Annotated in this window: 12 protein-coding genes and 2 pseudogenes; 2 read left to right on the plus strand and 12 right to left on the minus strand. The window is 66.1% G+C overall.

The window, feature by feature from the left end:
* Window positions 1-385 precede the first annotated feature (385 nt).
* The gene (locus tag AC1DHL_RS02625) at window positions 386-1,759 is read left to right on the plus strand and encodes a sigma 54-interacting transcriptional regulator (protein ID WP_478160371.1); all 1,374 of its coding nucleotides are present in this window, start codon (window positions 386-388) and stop codon (window positions 1,757-1,759) included.
* Here the strand turns inward: AC1DHL_RS02625 and AC1DHL_RS02630 are convergent.
* From AC1DHL_RS02630 to AC1DHL_RS02665, 8 genes are all read right to left on the minus strand, one after another.
* Window positions 1,742-2,524 carry an amidohydrolase family protein gene (locus AC1DHL_RS02630; protein ID WP_478160373.1) on the minus strand — a complete coding sequence of 261 codons (783 nt, stop codon included), beginning with the start codon at window positions 2,522-2,524 and terminating at the stop codon, window positions 1,742-1,744. The genes AC1DHL_RS02625 and AC1DHL_RS02630 overlap by 18 nt on opposite strands.
* Before the next feature lie 21 nt (window positions 2,525-2,545).
* Window positions 2,546-3,856, minus strand: a complete 1,311-nt coding sequence (locus tag AC1DHL_RS02635) for a peptidoglycan recognition protein family protein (RefSeq protein WP_478160375.1) — start codon at window positions 3,854-3,856, stop codon at window positions 2,546-2,548.
* A gap of 42 nt (window positions 3,857-3,898) precedes the next feature.
* On the minus strand, window positions 3,899-5,155 hold the full coding sequence (locus tag AC1DHL_RS02640) for a hypothetical protein (RefSeq protein ID WP_478160377.1): 1,257 nt from the start codon (window positions 5,153-5,155) through the stop codon (window positions 3,899-3,901).
* Window positions 5,152-6,255 carry an aminotransferase class I/II-fold pyridoxal phosphate-dependent enzyme gene (locus tag AC1DHL_RS02645; protein ID WP_478160379.1) on the minus strand — a complete coding sequence of 368 codons (1,104 nt, stop codon included), beginning with the start codon at window positions 6,253-6,255 and terminating at the stop codon, window positions 5,152-5,154. Before AC1DHL_RS02645 ends, AC1DHL_RS02640 begins: the two co-directional genes overlap by 4 nt.
* A gap of 12 nt (window positions 6,256-6,267) precedes the next feature.
* Window positions 6,268-8,358, minus strand: coding sequence for a hypothetical protein (locus AC1DHL_RS02650; protein ID WP_478160381.1), 2,091 nt, complete (start codon window positions 8,356-8,358; stop codon window positions 6,268-6,270).
* A 1-nt stretch (window position 8,359) separates the two neighbouring features.
* Window positions 8,360-9,718 (minus strand): hypothetical protein, encoded by a 1,359-nt coding sequence (locus AC1DHL_RS02655; protein ID WP_478160383.1) that lies wholly within the window; start codon window positions 9,716-9,718, stop codon window positions 8,360-8,362.
* A 6-nt stretch (window positions 9,719-9,724) separates the two neighbouring features.
* A complete protein-coding gene (locus tag AC1DHL_RS02660) occupies window positions 9,725-11,029 on the minus strand; it encodes a hypothetical protein (protein ID WP_478160385.1) in 1,305 nt (434 codons plus the stop codon).
* Window positions 11,030-11,219: 190 nt separating this feature from the next.
* Complete coding sequence (locus AC1DHL_RS02665; protein ID WP_478160387.1) at window positions 11,220-11,987, minus strand: SDR family NAD(P)-dependent oxidoreductase; 768 nt, start codon at window positions 11,985-11,987, stop codon at window positions 11,220-11,222.
* On the opposite strand from AC1DHL_RS02665, the pseudogene AC1DHL_RS02670 reads away from it, so the two are divergent.
* Window positions 11,986-12,816, plus strand: a pseudogene (locus AC1DHL_RS02670) (LysR family transcriptional regulator); the annotation flags it as partial. The gene AC1DHL_RS02665 and the pseudogene AC1DHL_RS02670 sit on opposite strands and share 2 nt — an antisense overlap.
* An 89-nt stretch (window positions 12,817-12,905) precedes the next feature.
* On the opposite strand, the gene AC1DHL_RS02675 reads toward AC1DHL_RS02670, so the two are convergent.
* The 4 genes and pseudogenes from AC1DHL_RS02675 to garD form a co-directional block, all read right to left on the minus strand.
* Entirely contained in the window at window positions 12,906-13,967 is a 1,062-nt protein-coding gene (locus AC1DHL_RS02675) for a class I SAM-dependent methyltransferase (RefSeq protein WP_478160389.1), read from the minus strand.
* Between the two features lie 90 nt (window positions 13,968-14,057).
* Window positions 14,058-14,846 (minus strand): HpcH/HpaI aldolase family protein, encoded by a 789-nt coding sequence (locus AC1DHL_RS02680; protein WP_478102064.1) that lies wholly within the window; start codon window positions 14,844-14,846, stop codon window positions 14,058-14,060.
* A 25-nt stretch (window positions 14,847-14,871) separates the two neighbouring features.
* Window positions 14,872-15,756: a 2-hydroxy-3-oxopropionate reductase gene (locus AC1DHL_RS02685; protein WP_478160391.1), complete on the minus strand. Its 885-nt coding sequence runs from the start codon at window positions 15,754-15,756 to the stop codon at window positions 14,872-14,874.
* 46 nt (window positions 15,757-15,802) lie between these two features.
* Window positions 15,803-16,245: pseudogene (gene garD / locus AC1DHL_RS02690) on the minus strand (galactarate dehydratase); the annotation flags it as partial.

Here is a 16,245-nt window from a genome sequence, read left to right on the forward strand (position 1 = left end):
ACGAGCATGGCGCAGCACGGTGCACCGATCCGCGTCGACATCCTTCGCGGCGACGGAGATCGACTCATGTCGACGTGGCGCGGCGCCAATACTCCTTTTGGACGATGCCCTTCTTCCTCGGCCGAGCGCAGACTTTGCGTCCCTCGCCACAGAGGCCCGACGGTCCAACCATAACTAGCGGCGGGAGGAGTTCAAAACTAAAACGGAAGTCCCCATTCAGGCGAACCGCCTCCAAGTTTTCGACTCAGCGTCATCGGTTCCCATGCATTGCCCGTCGTTGTCGATCGCACGCATTTCGCCCGATGGCCGCGCGGGCGCAGGGGGCAGTCCGGGAGATGCCCGGTTCGGCGCGTGAGAAAACGCTCCTGCGTGGAGGAAGACGGCGATGGCCTTGTCGGCGTGGGTTGCCTTCGCAGATTCGGTCGAGCACGGCCTGCGCGCGAAGGTTGTCTCGCTGCTCGAAGGGGCCGACCTTTGCACGTGCGCCTCGAATGAATCGCCGGTCGGTGTGGTGGTGTTCGACGCGATCGACGAGCGCGTGCTCTCGCTGCTGCGCGGGGCCAGCCAGGGCAACGCGGTTCTTGCGTTGTCTGTCGGTTGCGAGCCCGTGCCGAGTCCCACGCTGTGGTCGCTGATCCGCGCGGGTGCGTTCGACGTGCTGCAGTGGCCTTGCCTGCCTCCTGTCGCGGATGACGTGGCCTGTCGCTTGCGCCGCTGGTCGACAGTGAGCGCGCTGCTCGAATCGCCCCGCGTTTGCGATTCGCTCGTCGGCGCAAGCCTCTCCTGGCGCCGCGTCGTGCGCAGCATCGTCGAGGTGGCATCGTTCACGACATCGTCAGTGCTGATCACCGGCGAAAGCGGCACGGGCAAGGAGCTGATCGCGCAGTTGATCCATGACCTCGACCCGCGCCGCGACAAGGGGGACTTCGTCGTCGTCGATTGCACGACCGTGACGCCCGAACTGTCGGGCAGCGAATTCTTCGGCCACGATCGCGGCGCGTTCACCGGCGCCATGAGCGCGCGCGACGGTGCGTTTGCGCTGGCCGACAACGGCACGCTGTTCCTCGACGAGGTCGGTGAATTGAGCACGGCACTGCAGGCCCAACTGCTGCGGGTCGTTCAGGAGCACAAGTTCAAGCGCGTCGGCAGCAACACGTGGCAGACCACGCACCTGCGCCTGGTCTCGGCGACCAATCGCGATCTCGAACGTTGCGTGGCGGAGGGCAGCTTCCGATCCGACTTTTTCTATCGCATCGCGGGATGGCAGTGCCGCACCGTGCCGCTGCGCGAGCGCAAGGACGACATCCTTCCCCTTGTGCGGCATTTCATGGCGAAGGAACTGCCCCATGGGGCTGACATCGTCATCGACAGCACCGTTCAGGAGTTCTTGGTCACGCGCGACTACCCGGGCAATGTGCGCGATCTGCGCCAGTTGGTGACGCGCATCTGCCATCGCCATGCAGGCAGCGGCCCGATCACGATCGGCGACATCCCCGATGAAGACCGCATCGGGTGCGACGGCAGCGCGGCGCCCTGGCCGGAGAGCAGTTTCCGATCGGCCGTACGCGTGGCGGTGGATCTGGGCATCGGCATGAAGGACATCGGCCAGGCGGCGACCGAACTGGCCATCGAGCTGGCGCTGGAACGCGAAGGCGGCAACCTGCAGCGCGCAGCTGCGCGGCTGGGCGTCACGGATCGCGCATTGCAGATCCGGCGGGCCAGCCAACGGGGTGCGAACGCGTCAGTCCCCGTGAATTGACGTCGCTGCGGTTGCAACCTTGGAGCGCTGCCGGGCGCGTGCGCGTGCGGTCAGCCGCAGGAAATTGCCACCGAGAACCAGGGCTTCGTCCTGCGAAGGCATTCGCAGCGCCCGGATCTTCGCGAGCTCCACGCCGGGATGCAGCCAGGGGCCATCCGATCCGAACAGCAGCTTGTGCGCGCCCGCGCGACGCACGGCTCGCGCGAGCAGGTCGAAGCGGCGCACGCCTGCGCTGTCGGTGTAGATATTGGGGTGGCGCATCAGGTGGTCCGTCAGCGCCATTTGCGCGCGCCAGTCGTCGGCAAAGCTCCCCAGGTGTGGAAGGATGAAGTTCACATCCGGAAACTCCGCGGCCAGCAACTCGGCCTGCCAGACCTCACCCACCACGTCGTAGAGCACCGGCAAGGCATGGGCCTTGGCGGCTTCGCAAACCTCGCGCGTGATGTTGGCGTCGTTCCGATGCAGCTTGATGCCGATGAATCCGAGGCGGTCAACGCCTTCGCGCACGAGCGCGGCAATGCGCCCGCGGTCGCGCGATGCGTGAACGAAGACGAAGCCGCAGTAGCGCGCGGGGTTGCCCGCCACGATGCGCGCCACCGCGCGGTTGGCGACGGCGTAGTCGGAGTGAAAAGCCGCAAAGAGCACCGTGCGATCGATGCCGGCTTGCGACGCCCGACGCGCATAGTCGTCGAGCGGCGCGCCGCTGTCCCACGGCCCGGTGAAGCCGTCGCCCGGGCCTGCGTGGCAATGGCTGTCGACGATCATCAACGGCTCGCAGGGTCGCAGTCAGCCGAACGCACGTTGCTCGGCTTCCCAGTTGAACTTGGCGGGCAACTGGAGTTGCTTGGCTGTGTATGTCCCGGCGTAGGGGTCGGGGGGAATCTTGCTCTTGGGCAGCACGAGATCTTCCAGGCCGGGTGGCAAGGGGTTTGTGATCTTGACCTTGCCCCTGGTCGTCACCGGCAGCTTGGGCAGATAGTCTCCCTTCAACATCCCGGCTCGCCTCAACAGCCTGGCAAGCGCGAGTTCGACCATCTGCACGACCCCGCCGATGCCCCGATTGCTGCGGTTCCCCCGGACTTCGGCGAGGTAGAAGCGGAGGTCCGGCCAATCGCTGGCGTATTTGACGTACAACGGATCCGCCATGCGCCGGGCGAAGGTGCCCGTCATTCCGACCTTGATGATCTCGATTCCGCCCTGAGGCGGCGCGGAGCGAAAGGCAATGTAGACGCCACCGAAGCCGTGCGCCTTGGCAACCACCTCGTCACGGGTGTAGATCTTCGACATCCACTTGAGCGTGGCGGTGAGTGGCCCGAGATAGGGTTGTTTCTCGAATTCACCAAGTTCACCGAATTCACCGAACTCGGCTTCCTTGGCTGGCGTGGCGGGCACCGTGCGTCCCCACGTGCGCCATGCGTCAGGAATCGGGTTGCCGTCGCCGACCTTGAAGCCGGGCCCTCCGTCCTTGAGGCCGAGGGTGTCGACCGCCCATTGCCCGACGCCGGACCAGATGTCAGGCCCGGGATCGTTCTCGCGCGACGCGCTGGACTGGCGATGCGCGAGCACGATGCGCAGGCCCATCGTGCGCATGAGGTGGCGGATCAGCCGGCGTCCGGCCTCGATCTGCGCCGGCGTCACGCGGTTGCGTCCGAACTTGTCGCCCTCCCACCACGTGCCCTTGGTGTTCGGGAAATTGCCGGCGAACTCGACCGCGACGCTGTTGGCGTTGAATCCGTTCGACGCCCAGATCAACTGCTCCTCCGGATGGATCTTCAGGATCCTGCCGTCGGGCAGGATCGCGAAGTGGGCCTTCAGGTGCAGGTAGCCGCGCAACGGATCCTTGCGCTGGAAGCAGCAGGCCATCTGGTGCAGCACCAGCGCATTGACCTTCTTGATATCGCGTGCGCCCTTGCGGATGCTTTTGTCGGACTGGGCAGTGAGATCGATGATCCCGTCGCTGCCGATGACGTTGGCCACACGGCTGGCCACGGCGCCGATGCCGCTGCCGATGCGGCTGACCAGGTCGCCGATGCCCCATTCGCCCTGCACCGGCGGCAGTATCTCGAAGCGGGCACCTTGTGGATTGAACTGTTCCATGACGATTCTCCCGATGGAGGGGGTGAACAGATGTGGCCGCGATCACGCGCCGATGACGATCAGCTTGCCGTTGCGTCGCATCCAGGTTCCGCTCATGGCCGCAGTGCCTGTCGCGGCTTGCGGCTGGAAGTTCGGCAGGTGTTTCCGAGCGGCATTCGCGACCGCCGATTCAACGGCCGCCTGCACGCTGCCACCGTTTGCAGGCGGCCTGAAGTCCTTCGCGGCCGTGCCTGCGATCCGCACGAAGGTGCGGGCCATCTCGAACTCGCGGTCTTCCTGCTCCAGCTCGCCGTACTCCATTTCGAGGGCACTGCTGACTGCACTGCCGAGCGCGGTGCCGAGCGCGGTGCCCACACCTGGAATCGGGATCATCGAACCGAGCGCACCGCCCACGAAGGGCAGGGCAGTCTTGGCCACCGACTTGAGCACGCCCGCGAATGGCTTTGCGGCCTTCGCGACGGTCGAACCGACCTTCTTGATGCCTTTCCACAGGCCGCCGAGGAACTGCTCGAGTTCGGCTTCGTTCGTGACCGACAGCAGCTCGGCGGCGAGGGCGATTTCCTCGCTCTCGCTGAACGGGCTTTCGCCTTCTCCTTCGCCGGACCAGGGAAACTCGCCTTCATATTCGCCTTCCCCTTCGCCTTCCCCTTCGCCTTCCCCCTCGTACTCAGCCTCGTACTCGCCTCCCATCGGTCCTTCGTATTGGCTCTCGTATTCGCCCTCGTACTCCCCCTCGTACTCGCCTTCGCCTTCTCCCTCGAATTCACCTGCCCCTTCGAAGGTTTCGGCCTGTCGTGGCTTGAAATCCATGAAGTCGAACGCCCTGGCGCCCGGATTGCACTTTGGACATTGGCAGCTCAGCTTGTGCATGTTGATCTCCTGGTCGGATGAACTTGAATCGGCGCTCGCGGCCGGCGCATCACCGGCGGGTGCAGCGCTGGCGGGTTCCGGCGCGGGGGCGTCCGGACTGGCAGGCGGTGGTGGGGGCATGCCCGCCGCAAGGCATTGCTGCATGCAGCGGCGGTACTGCGCTCCGGCGCCGAAGGGCAGGGGATCCACGCCCCACGGTGCCCAGGGCGCATAGCCGTAGGGCCGCGACGGCCGACGATACGAGCCCGACGATGGCGAGGACGAGCGGCGTCCTTGTCGTTGCGGCGAACGACGCTGCGATACGCGCTGCCGCGAAGGGGGACGACGCGATGCGCTCGATCGACGAGATCCGCCGCGCTCGAATTCTTCGGATGCGGTCTCGAACTCGTTGCCCATGGACATCAGTTCGAATGAGTTGGGTGCGTTCATGATGTCTCCAGAGATGTTGCGATGGCCGGGGCGCGAGACTTGTCCCGAAGGGTCTGTGCGAGTGCATCCACGGCCCGATCGATGCACTCGGCGGTGTGCGACGCGGTGAGCACGAAGCTCAGCCGCGATGCGCCGCTGTCGCCGCCCCGCTGCAGCACGGCGCGCACGCGACGCTGCATCAGCCCCGCGTGCAGTGCAACCGGATCGATGCCCTTGGGCGCCACGAGCGACTGAACCGGGAACTCGTTGCCCGTCGCAGACAACGACAGCCGCGCGATGCGCTCGCGAAACTGCCGGACACGTTGCGACAGCCGCAGCCTCAGCGAGTCGCCGCAACGCCTGTTCAGTGCCAAGGCGTGGCGGGCGGCATGGATCACCGCGACCGATGGCGGGCTCGCGTGGACGCGGGTCTGGCTGCGCGCCTCGAAGAGCCGCACCAGAGAGCGGCTGCCGGACAGCGCCGCCATCGGCACGCCGAAGCCCTTGGCCAGCGAGGCGCCCACGATGATCTGCGCACCGCCGAGGCCATGGTGACGCAACGACCCACCGCCGCCGCAGCCCAGCACACGCCCGGGGCGCGCGCCGTGTCCGAGCACGCCCAGGCCCTGCGTGTCGTCGAGTACCAGGAAACCCCCGTGCCGCGCGGCCAGCGCGGCGTATCGGATCAGCGGAGGTTGCCGGTCGCTTCCAGGCCGCAGCGCGTCGCAGACGATCAGCGGCCGGCGACGCAACGTGCCCGCTCGCGCGATCAACCTTTCAAGCGCGACCGCATCGCCGAACGGAAAGGTCAGCACCGGCGTGCCCAGCGCCGCGCCGCGTTGCACGCCCCAGCTTGCAATCGCGTAGGTCGTCGCTTCGATGTAGATCGTCGTGTCGTGTCGGCTGAGCACACCGAACAGGTCGAAGAAAAGGTGCAGGGTCGAAGGCAGGAGCGTCGAGGCCTCGCAGCCCTGCAACGCCGCGAGCTCGGCCCCGACTTCGGCCGCGCCCGGGGGCGCCTGCAAGGCGGCGGGACGTCCGAGCGTCAGCGCCTCCCATGGCGGTACGCTGCCGCTCGGGTGCTGGAACCCGAGGTACAGCGACGACGTGAAGTCGAGCATGGCGCACTCGATTCATGCGCTGCGCTGTTGAACGGCCAGCCGCCTCTGCAGCAGCAGGGAGGGCGGCGTCGCGTCCGCGGTCTTGTCGGCCGTCTCGCCGCTGAGTTCGACACCCGTGGCGGCCCAGAAGGCGTGGTTGTAGCCCTGGATCTGCGGACGCCAGAACCGCGCCCAGTTGAAGGCCTGCGTCGGCTCGAAGACTTCGCTCCATGCGCCGTAGCGGATGCTCAGCAGCAACTGCTCGCCGAAGATCGCCAGGTTGCGGAAGTGCACGACGCTCGTGTCCGTCCAGCCCTGCAGCTTCTTCATCGCGTCGACGCGGTCCATCCATGGCTCGGGGTAGGCCACCATGATCCGCGTGGGAAGGAACTCGCGGAACTCGGGCCGCGCCAGCAGCCATTGCTGCATCAGCATTTCGATGCGCGCGGTCGATGGCAGGTCGCCGAACTGGTTGTGCGCGCCCTGCGACATCACGAGGTGTACTTCCTTCAGTGCGTTGAGCACCGGGAAGGCATCGGCCTTGACCGTCGTGTCGTCGTCCTGCTTGAAGAACACGGTGCACAGGCGAAGCAGGTGATGGAACGACTCCAGGAACTGCGACCGCGTATCGGCCGGTCGCATGGACCGGATGGCACGGCCCTGCAGCCGCATGCCGTAGTGGTGGTCGTATTCGTAGTTGCGCCGGTTCACCGTCAGCCGGTGCTGCTCATCCTGCGTGTAACCCCAGATCAGGTTGTTCAGCGGACGCAGCGGGTCGATCTCCAGGTTGGAGAGCGGATCGGGCGTGCCCGGCGAACGGATGTTCTGGAAGCGCCGCGTGATCGCGTTCATCGTCTGCACCAGCATCGCTTCCTCGAGCCAGTAGGACCAGATCAGTTCGACCAGGCAGGGGTTGGTGAGCTTGTCCTGCACGAAACCGACGCACAGGCTGTCTTCTTCATGGTCGGGATCGGTGATCGGGATGTCGGGCAGCTTGCGTCGTATGAGTGCCAGGTAGGGCAGCACGCGTTCCCTGCCCATCGGGTCCAGCGGTTCGAGGTAGCGCTTGAAGGCAGCGCCGAAGCCGTTGATGGGCGGCAGGTCGCGGCGGTCAAGATAGGCGTTGTCATCGCGCCGATCGAAATCGGGCGAGTGCAGCACGGCGCAGTTGACCATCACGAATGCTTCGGTGGCCGCCTTGAGCACGCGATAGGCATCGGTGTCGGTGAAGGGCAGGTAGCGCTTGTGCTTCAGGTGCTGGAAGAGCCTCTTCTCCGCGGGGAACGCGTTGGAAACGGCCTGCCTGTCTTCGGTGCAGAACAGCAGGTCCATGTAGCGCAGGTAGTTGTTGAACGACAGGGCTTCGGTGCCGCTGCGGATCGCCAGCCAGAGCGGCAGGTCTTCCGTGCGTTCCGTCTCGGTGCGGGTGAGCGAAACGCCGACGTTGCCCGTCACGGGTGTAGGCGGCTTCGCGCGGACTTCGACGTTCTCGGCGACGTTCAACTCCGCCGGTGGGAGCGCTGACGACAAGACGCCCATGGCTTCCTGGGAGATCGGCAGCTGCATCGTGTAGTAGCGGTCATGGCGACCGGGGTGCGACGGCGTCCATGCGAACTCCGCGGCGGTGTCCGATGTGTTGCTCAGCTGCACCGTGCCGTGCGGTGGAACGAAGGTCGCATGCAGGTCCTTCTTGTGCGAGAGCGTCGACACCACGTTGTCGCCGGTTTGCACCGGACGGCATTCCAGCGGCTTGCAGTCGTCGGATTGAACGACGCTCGCAATCGAGGCTTCGATGCGCGGCTCCAGGTGCACATGCGTCGCGCAGCCCGGCTCAGGCGTGATCCAGTCGGACGCGACGCCAATCGGGTAGTTGAGATAGATCACCGCGTAGGTGTCGGGCTCCAACTCGTCGAAGACGGCAATGCCGTGATGGTTGGTCTGCTGCACGGTGGGCTTGACGTTGCCATGGAGCAATTCCTGCGCGGACGCCTGCTTGCTCTTGGGCTTCCTGTAGAGCGCGATCGAGGCGCCGGACAGCACTGCCTGGCATCCCCCCGCGTCGGTGACCTTGACGACGATCGACGCCTTGCGTTCCTCGTTCAAAGCGTTTGGCTGCGTGCTCATGTCATTCTCCTTGGGTGATGGTCAATCGGCGGTCGGACTGGAAGAAGGCCAGGCCGGAGTTCGTGCGAAGCGCATGGCCGGCCGCGGCGCAGGTCGACGACATGTCGAGCGTGCTGGCGAGGGCCCAGTGCGTGAGCAGCTTGCCGAGCAGCACGGACTCGTCCTCGGGACTCAGGCGGCTGTCCGAGCGCGCCTGCCCGATCACGGCGAAGGCCAGCGAGGGCGGCGCGCGGTACATCTGGTCCGGCCTGCGGCACCAGAGGTGGAAGAGCGTCGCGAGACGCGCGGGCTGGCGTTCGGAAACCAGCAGCGCCTGCGCCAGCGTCTTGCCGCGCAGCGCCGCCGGCCGGTGTTCGGTCAGCACCGTCACAAAGGCCGGCAGGACGGCTTGCAGCCGCTCCAGCAGGCGAAGCGATTCGGCCTCGAGGCCCCGCGTCGGGTAGTAGGCTTCCCACAGTGCGGCGAGCCGTTGCCACTGGGGGTGCGGATAGAGCGCCTGGCCCATGGCGCATGAGAGCTTCACGCGGATCCACGGCACCGGATGCGGATCGTCGACGTTGAGCCGGAAGACGAATGCACGCGGCAGGCTCACGACGGCCATCAGACCCATCGGGGCCGCCACGCCGATACGCGCCACCGACCAGAAGTCGGCGACGATCTCGGACAACCAGCGCTCGAACAGCTGCCACGCCAGCGCGTTCGGACCCGCGCCATGCTGAAGACCACGAAGCACCGGACGCAACGAGACAACGAGGTCGAGCAGCGCAGCCGCCTGGTGCCCCACCTCGTGCACGAGCGATGACGCGATACCGCTGCCGATCATCCGCTCGCGCGGAACGCGGATCACCGCCACGGGGTTCTCGCCGCCGCCAGGCAGGCGCGTGCGGGCGCGACGAATGGCCGCGCCGGGTCCGCGATCGAGGTAGCAGATGATGGGCGGTGTCTCGTAGTAGGCGCCCGGCAGCGACAGCGCATCCGCGGACACCACGTCGAGGCCGGACAGCCACACGCCGCTCTCGTTTTCGCTGCGCTGCGTGATGACGTCGTTGAACAGATCGAACTGCGTGAGCACCGCGTTGAACTTGAGTCGCAGGTAGGAGAACCTGCGCTGCGCCTCGGCCGCGGTCGCCCGCTGGGCCCCTGGGCTCTGCAGCCACGCGATGAACGACCGCGCCATGCGACGCAACTCCCGCCTGCCGCCGATGAGGTGCTGCTCGATCGCCGATTGCGCCGCGGGAAGGAGGTTGGCCGCCGGCACCATCGGTTCGACCAGCGCAAAAGGCCGGACGCGGGCGAGCCTCGTCAGGAGCGCGCGCGCTTCCTGCAACAGCATCGAGGTGGGGTACGCGCCGACGGCCATGACGATTCACACGCCGTAGAGGACGATCTTGTTGCCGCGGCGCAGCCAGCGGCCGTGGCGCGCCCCGCCCGCCATGCCGCCCGATTGCGAGGCGGGCGCGATGCCTGCCGCACCACCGGCAAGCAACCCTGGCGCGTGCTGCATGGCAGCGGCCATGGCGGCCTGCTGGGCCACGGCGCGGGGGTCCGCGCCCGGGGGCGCATTCGCCGCCTTCGCGGCGGTCTGCGCGGCGATGCGAACGAACTGCTTCGCGCCTTCGAACTCGCGGTCCTCGTTGGACATCTCGGCCTCGAGGCCCAGCGCATTGCTCGCGGCATTGGCCAGGCCCGAGCCGATCTTCGCGCCCAGCGGCCCGCCGAAGTAGGTGCCGATGGCTGTGCCGGCCATCGGCAAGGCCTTCTTGGCGACGCCTTTGAGCACGCCGCCCACCGCTTGTCCGATCGGAGAGCGGACGAACGAGCCGACCGCCTTGGTGGCCTTGCTCACCAGGTCACCGAGGAAGCGGTCGAGCTCTGCTTCGCTGTTGACCGACAACAGTTCGCTCGCAAGCTCCAATTCCTCGCTCTCGTTGAAGGTGCCCTCGGGCGACCATTCGTTCTCCCCGAACTCGAACTGCTCGTTCGAATACTCCAGCTGTGTGCGATCGATGTCGTGCATGGTTGGCTCCTTGCGGTGGGTGATTACGTTGAAATCGCGAACGCCAAGGCGCTCGCCGGCGTGACCGGGAATGGGACCGCGCTGACCGACATCCGTGCGAAGAAGGCCAGGCGCCCAATGGCGAGCGGCTTCGGTGGCAGCACGGGATGCCATGGCCTGCGGTGAGGCCGAAAGCGGGAGGGCGGCGGCATGGCGCACCGCATCAGCCGCCAGCCGTACGAAACTCCTGGTCAGTTCGAACTCCTTGTCCTCGGGACTGAGTCCTTCGAGTTCGAGGCCGAAGAGCTGCGCGGCAGCGGCCATGGTCTTGGGGTTGTGCAGGACCCCGAGCGAGCGGCCCGCAAATGGCAGTGCCTTCCGCGAAAGAACCTGCAGACGCTGCTCCAGCGCCTTCGCGACATCAGGATTCAGCGAACCCGAAGTCGCCTGCGTTGCGCGATCGACGAGTCGCCGCAGCGTTGCGTCGAAGGATGCGTCGCTCTGTGTTTCCAATAGCTCGGCGGCGAACTCCATGACCAAGCCTTCATTGAAGCTCTCGGCGTTCGGCTCGAACTGACGCGTCACTGCGTTCCTCGGACCGTCCGCAAACGCGTCGACAGCCTCCAGTTCGGGGCTGTATTGCACGAGTCGTTGGGTCATGGTCGCCGCGTTCATGACTCACTCTTCGCAATCGGTGTGCCAGGTGCGGCGACCTCGAAATTGCGGGGGCACGGACGGTATTCGGCGAAGCGTGTTTCGCTTCAGGGCCCCGAAGCGCGCAAATCGGCGAAGGGCGTTTCGGGGAGTGGGCTACGAAGCCAGCCTCGCAGTTCGCCTCTGCGAGGCTGCATCGTTCAGGCATGCATCAGATGTTCATGCCGCCCGACACTTCGATGCGCTGCGCGTTCACCCAACGGTTGTCGTCCGACAGGAGAGAGGCAATCATCGGGCCCACGTCGTCAGGGACGCCCGCGCGGCCGAGTGCCGTCGACTGGGCCACCATGCGATTCAGATCCGCGTTGTCGCGCAAGTGGCCGCCATTGAAGTCGGTCTCGATCGCCCCAGGAGCGACGGTGTTCGCGGTGATCCGTCTCGCGCCCAGTTCTTTCGCAAGGGAACGCGTGAACACCTCGATGCCGCCCTTCATCATGGCGTAAGCCGCCGTGCCCGGAATAGAGAAGCGCGCGAGGCCGCTCGAGACGTTGACGATGCGGCCGCCATCGGCGATCAGCGGCAGGAGTGCTTGCGTCAGGAAGAAAACGCCCTTGAGGTGCACATTCGCCAGGACATCGAACTCTTCTTCGGTGGTCTCGGCGATGGTCTTGTGCAATCCCGTGCCGGCGTTGTTGACGAGGTAGTCGATCTGTTCGCGCAGCCATGTCTTCGACAGCGCTGTCTTGACGCGTGCGACGAATGCGGCAAAGCCCTTGGTGTCGGATGCGTCGAGCTGCAGAGCTACCGCGCGGCGGCCCTGCGCCTCGATCTGCTTGACGACTTCGAACGCCTCTGTCTCGCTGCCCTTATAGGTGAGGATCACGTCGACGCCACGCTCGGCAAGCTTCAACGCGGTGTTGCGGCCCAGGCCGCGGCTGCCGCCAGTGATGAGGGCGATGGGGGTCTTGGATGGGGTCATGAGAATCTCCAGGGAAGACCTTCGAATCTTTGCCACGGTGGCCGAACTGACGAGCTTCAGCCGCGCGGCCGATCAGCTTGGGCTGGCAAAGGGGCGCGTGTCGACTGCCGTTCAGCAACTCGAGGCGCGCGTTGGCGCCCGACTGCTGCAACGCACGACGCGCAGCGTGCGGCTCACGCCCGATGGCGAAGTCTTTCTCGATCGCTGCAAGGAATTGCTGACCGAGGCCGAACAGTTGGAAGTCATGTTCCAGCCAGCCTCAACCGGACTGACAGGGCGACTTCGCATTGACATGCCCGGCAGCATCGCGCGCGACGTCATCATTCCGCGTCTGCCCGAGTTCTTTGCAGCCCATCCGCTGCTGTCGATCGGCATCAGTACCACGGACCGCCGGGTCGACCTCGTTCACGAGGGCTTCGATTGCGTGCTTCGTATTGGCGCGCTCGGGGACTCGGAGCTTGTCGCACGTCCGTTGGGCGGCCTGCGCATGGCCAATCTGGCGAGCCCGGACTACCTGCGCAAGCATGGGACGCCACGCAAGCTGTCCGACCTCGCGAGGCACCGGGTCGTCCACTACGCCTCCACGCTGAGCCCTCAGGATGCAGCCTGGGAGTACCGCGACCCGGCGGACGGCAGTGTGCGAACGCTGCCCATGCGCGCCATGGTCACGGTCAACGGCACCGATGCATACAACGCCGCTGCGATCGCCGGCCTCGGCTTGATCCAGGCTCCGGCGTTCGGGACGCGCGCCCTTGTGGAAGCGGGAAAGCTCGTCGAAGTGCTCCCTCGGTTGACCGCGTCGCCGCTGCAAGTCTCATTGCTCTATGCGAACCGGCGCCAACTGGCGCCACGCGTGCAGGCCGTGATGACTTGGCTCTCGCAGGTCCTGTCTCCGCACCTGACGGAAGCACCGCCCTTCTAGGGGCGCGCTTCGAAGACAAGGTTGAACGGCGTCTGCGCAGCGCGCCGAAAGCGCCTGAATCCGCCCTCGCGCGCGACGCTGCCTAGCCGCTGCTCGCCGGCCTGGGCACCAAGCCCGAGCCCCACTTCCTGCGACAGCGAGCAGGGCGTGCAGATCATCGTCGAGGCGCTGTAGTAGATGCGCCCGACCGGATTGAGGTTGTCCTCCAGCCGATCGTTGGCGAAGGGTTCGACGATCATCCAGGTGCCGTCCGGCGACAGCGTCTCGCGCACATGCCTGGCCGCTCCCACCGGGTCGCCCATGTCATGCAGGCAATCGAAGAAGGCAACGAGGTCGAAATCGCGGCCCGGATAGGTCTTTGCACCAGCCACCTCGAAGCTCACGCGCTTGGCAACACCCGCCGCGGCGGCGCGCTCGCGGGCAGCGTTGATCGAAGGTTCGTGGTAGTCGTAGCCGACGAACGTGGAAGCAGGGTAGGCCTGGGCCAGGACAATCGTCGAAGCACCGAAGCCGCAGCCGACATCGGCAACGCGGGCGCCTGCATGCAGCCGCTCGCTCATGCCGTCGAGCGCCGGAATCCAGCTCGGCGCCAGGTTCGCGTTGTATCCGGCCCTGAAGAAGCGTTCCGTGCCGGAGAACAGGCTCGGGTGGTGTTCGTGCCAGGCGAGGCCGGTGCCGTCGCGGAAGGCCTTCTGCACCTTGTCGATGTCGTGGAACATTGACATCAGGCATTCGAATCCGCCGCCCATGAAGGCGGGGCTGCTGTCGTCCGCCAACACCAGTGCGGCCTCGGGCGAGAGCGAGTAGGTCTGCGCGCTCGGGTCGTAGTCGACGAAGCCGCTTGCGGCCTGCGCGCTGAGCCACTCCTGCGCGTATCGCAGGCGCAGGTGCGTGCGTTCGCTGAACTGGTCCACCGTCATGGGTCGTTCACCCGTCATCGCCTTGTACAACCCGAGGCGGTCACCGAGGATCACCAGCGGCGCACTGGCCAACGCGCCGAACTCGTTGACCATCCTGCCGAGCAGGGCGTTGAGCTTGTCGTCGTCTATCTGCTGCATGGCTTCGCTCCTTGAACTTGCGTTGGCCTCCCGCTTGTTATTCGGGCCTTGAAGTTCCGCGGTTACGTGCGGAGCGAAAAATGCCGCAGTTCAGTAGGAACTCCCCCCAGGCGGGGCCTGCCTCGCGCGCATGGTCGCCAGCACCTGCTGCGCACCTGCAGCCATCAAGCGCGCGTCCGAACTGACGGTGGTGAACTGGAATCCCTTGGCAATCCGCGCCAGTGCGCCATTGGCATTGCCGTTGTGGATGCCGGCGACCACGCCATGTGCCTTGGCGCGATCGAGGACATGGTCGATGGCCTGCTGCGCCTTCGGATCGACGTCGTCGAAAACGGGCCGGCAACCCAGCGCCAGCGACAGGTCGGAGGGGCCGATATAGATCGCATCCAGCCCTTCCACAGACAGGATGTCGTCCAGGTTGTCGAGCGCCTTCGCCGTCTCGATCATCGCGAAGGTGACGATGGTCTCGTTGGCGTGCTGCGGGTAGTCGGCACCGCCGTAGAGCAGCGCCCGAATCGGTCCGAAGCTGCGCGTGCCTTGCGGCGCGTAGTGCGTCCATGCGACGAGCTTCTGCGCATCCTCGCGCGTGTTGATCATCGGGCAGATCACGCCATAGGCGCCGGCGTCGAGTGCCTTCATCAGCGCGCCGGCCTCAAGCCAGGGCACGCGCACGACGGGCACGGTGTCGGTGGTCGAGATGGCCTGCAGCATGCCGACCATCGCCTGGTAGTCGACCACGCCGTGCTGCAAGTCGATGGTCAGCGAGTCCCAGCCTTGATGGGCCATGGTCTCGGCGGCAAAGCCGTTCGGGATGGCGAGCCACCCGTTGACGGCAGCGCCGCCCGATTTCCAGATCTCACGCAAGCGGTTGGGACGCATGGGCTGCCTTCTGGTGGATGGGCGATCAGCCCTTGGCGACTTCGTGGTCGGCCATGAGCTCCAGCACTCTCACGAGCGCCGAGTGGTCGAGCTGGTCCCAGCCCTGGGCGGCACAGGCTTGCATCAGTTGCGCGGCGGATGCGGTTTGCGGCAGCGCCACTTCCAGCGACTTGGCGCCCGCGAGCGCGAGGTTCAGGTCCTTGCGGTGCAACGCGATCCGGAAGCCCGGGTTGAAGGTGCGCTTGATCATGCGTTCTCCATGCACTTCGAGGATACGGCTCGACGCGAAGCCGCCCAGCAGCGCCTGGCGCACCTTGGACGGATCGGCGCCGGCCTTGCTCGCGAACAGCAGCGCCTCGCCGACGGCGGCGATATTGAGCGCGACGATGATCTGGTTGGCCACCTTGGTGGTCTGCCCGTCGCCGTTGCCGCCGACGTGCGTGATGTTCTTGCCCATCAGTTCGAACAGCGGCTTGACCTTGGCGAAGCCGGCCTCCGTGCCGCCGACCATGATGGTGAGGCTCGCCGCCTTGGCGCCGACTTCACCACCGGATACCGGCGCATCGAGGTACTCGCAGCCGAGCTCGTTGATCGACCTCGCGAAGGCCTTGGTCTCGATGGGCGAGATGCTGCTCATGTCGATCACGGTCTTGCCGGCGCTGAGGCCCGCGGCCACGCCATCGGCACCGAAGAGCACCGATTCGACGTCCGGCGTGTCGGGCACCATCAGGATGATGGTCTCGGCCTGTCGCGCGACTTCCTTGGCAGTGCCGCAGGCAATGGCATTGCTGGCCGCGATCTCCGCGTTGACCTTGCTGCGCTTGACGTAGTAGAGCTGATGCCCCGCGTTGACGAGGTGAAGGGCCATGGGCGCGCCTATGATGCCGAGGCCGATGAATCCGATCTTCATTGAGGTCCTTGTATGGATTGAACAGGGGGGAGCGCCAGGCGCCGGCTCAGGTCACGGGCGCCGGATTGAACAGCACCAGTGCGTTGTGCAGCTTCCAGTGCTCGGCCCATGTCTTCTTGCGCCCGCTGGCGACATCGAGCATGAGCTTGAACATTTCCCAGCCGACGTCGGCGATGGTCTTTTCGCCTGTGGCGATCGTCCCGGCATTGATGTCCATGAGGTCGTGCCAACGGCGTGCCAGGTCCGCGCGCGTCGCGACCTTGATGACGGGGACCTGAGCCAGGCCGTACGGGGTGCCGCGACCGGTCGTGAACACATGCAGGTTGATGCCCGCTGCCAATTGCAGCGTGCCGCAGATGAAATCGCTGGCCGGCGTCGCCGCGTAGATCAGGCCCTTCTGGCGCACCTTCTCGCCCGGCGAGATCACGCCCGAGATCGGCGCGCTGCCCGACTTCACGATCGAGCCCATCGCCTTCTCGACGATGTTGG

This window comes from Variovorax sp. 10L426, from assembly GCF_056395305.1.

Bases quoted from the DNA above. Each gene is read 5' to 3' on its own strand.
- AC1DHL_RS02680 (WP_478102064.1), bottom strand. From the start codon at position 14,846: ATGCGTCCCAACCGCTTGCGTGAGATCTGGAAATCGGGCGGCGCTGCC.
- AC1DHL_RS02675 (WP_478160389.1), bottom strand. From the start codon at position 13,967: ATGCAGCAGATAGACGACGACAAGCTCAACGCCCTGCTCGGCAGGATG.
- AC1DHL_RS02635 (WP_478160375.1), bottom strand. From the start codon at position 3,856: ATGGAACAGTTCAATCCACAAGGTGCCCGCTTCGAGATACTGCCGCCG.
- AC1DHL_RS02665 (WP_478160387.1), bottom strand. From the start codon at position 11,987: ATGACCCCATCCAAGACCCCCATCGCCCTCATCACTGGCGGCAGCCGC.
- AC1DHL_RS02660 (WP_478160385.1), bottom strand. From the start codon at position 11,029: ATGAACGCGGCGACCATGACCCAACGACTCGTGCAATACAGCCCCGAA.
- AC1DHL_RS02645 (WP_478160379.1), bottom strand. From the start codon at position 6,255: ATGCTCGACTTCACGTCGTCGCTGTACCTCGGGTTCCAGCACCCGAGC.
- AC1DHL_RS02640 (WP_478160377.1), bottom strand. From the start codon at position 5,155: ATGAACGCACCCAACTCATTCGAACTGATGTCCATGGGCAACGAGTTC.
- AC1DHL_RS02630 (WP_478160373.1), bottom strand. From the start codon at position 2,524: ATGATCGTCGACAGCCATTGCCACGCAGGCCCGGGCGACGGCTTCACC.
- AC1DHL_RS02655 (WP_478160383.1), bottom strand. From the start codon at position 9,718: ATGGCCGTCGGCGCGTACCCCACCTCGATGCTGTTGCAGGAAGCGCGC.
- AC1DHL_RS02685 (WP_478160391.1), bottom strand. From the start codon at position 15,756: ATGAAGATCGGATTCATCGGCCTCGGCATCATAGGCGCGCCCATGGCC.
- AC1DHL_RS02650 (WP_478160381.1), bottom strand. From the start codon at position 8,358: ATGAGCACGCAGCCAAACGCTTTGAACGAGGAACGCAAGGCGTCGATC.
- AC1DHL_RS02625 (WP_478160371.1), top strand. From the start codon at position 386: ATGGCCTTGTCGGCGTGGGTTGCCTTCGCAGATTCGGTCGAGCACGGC.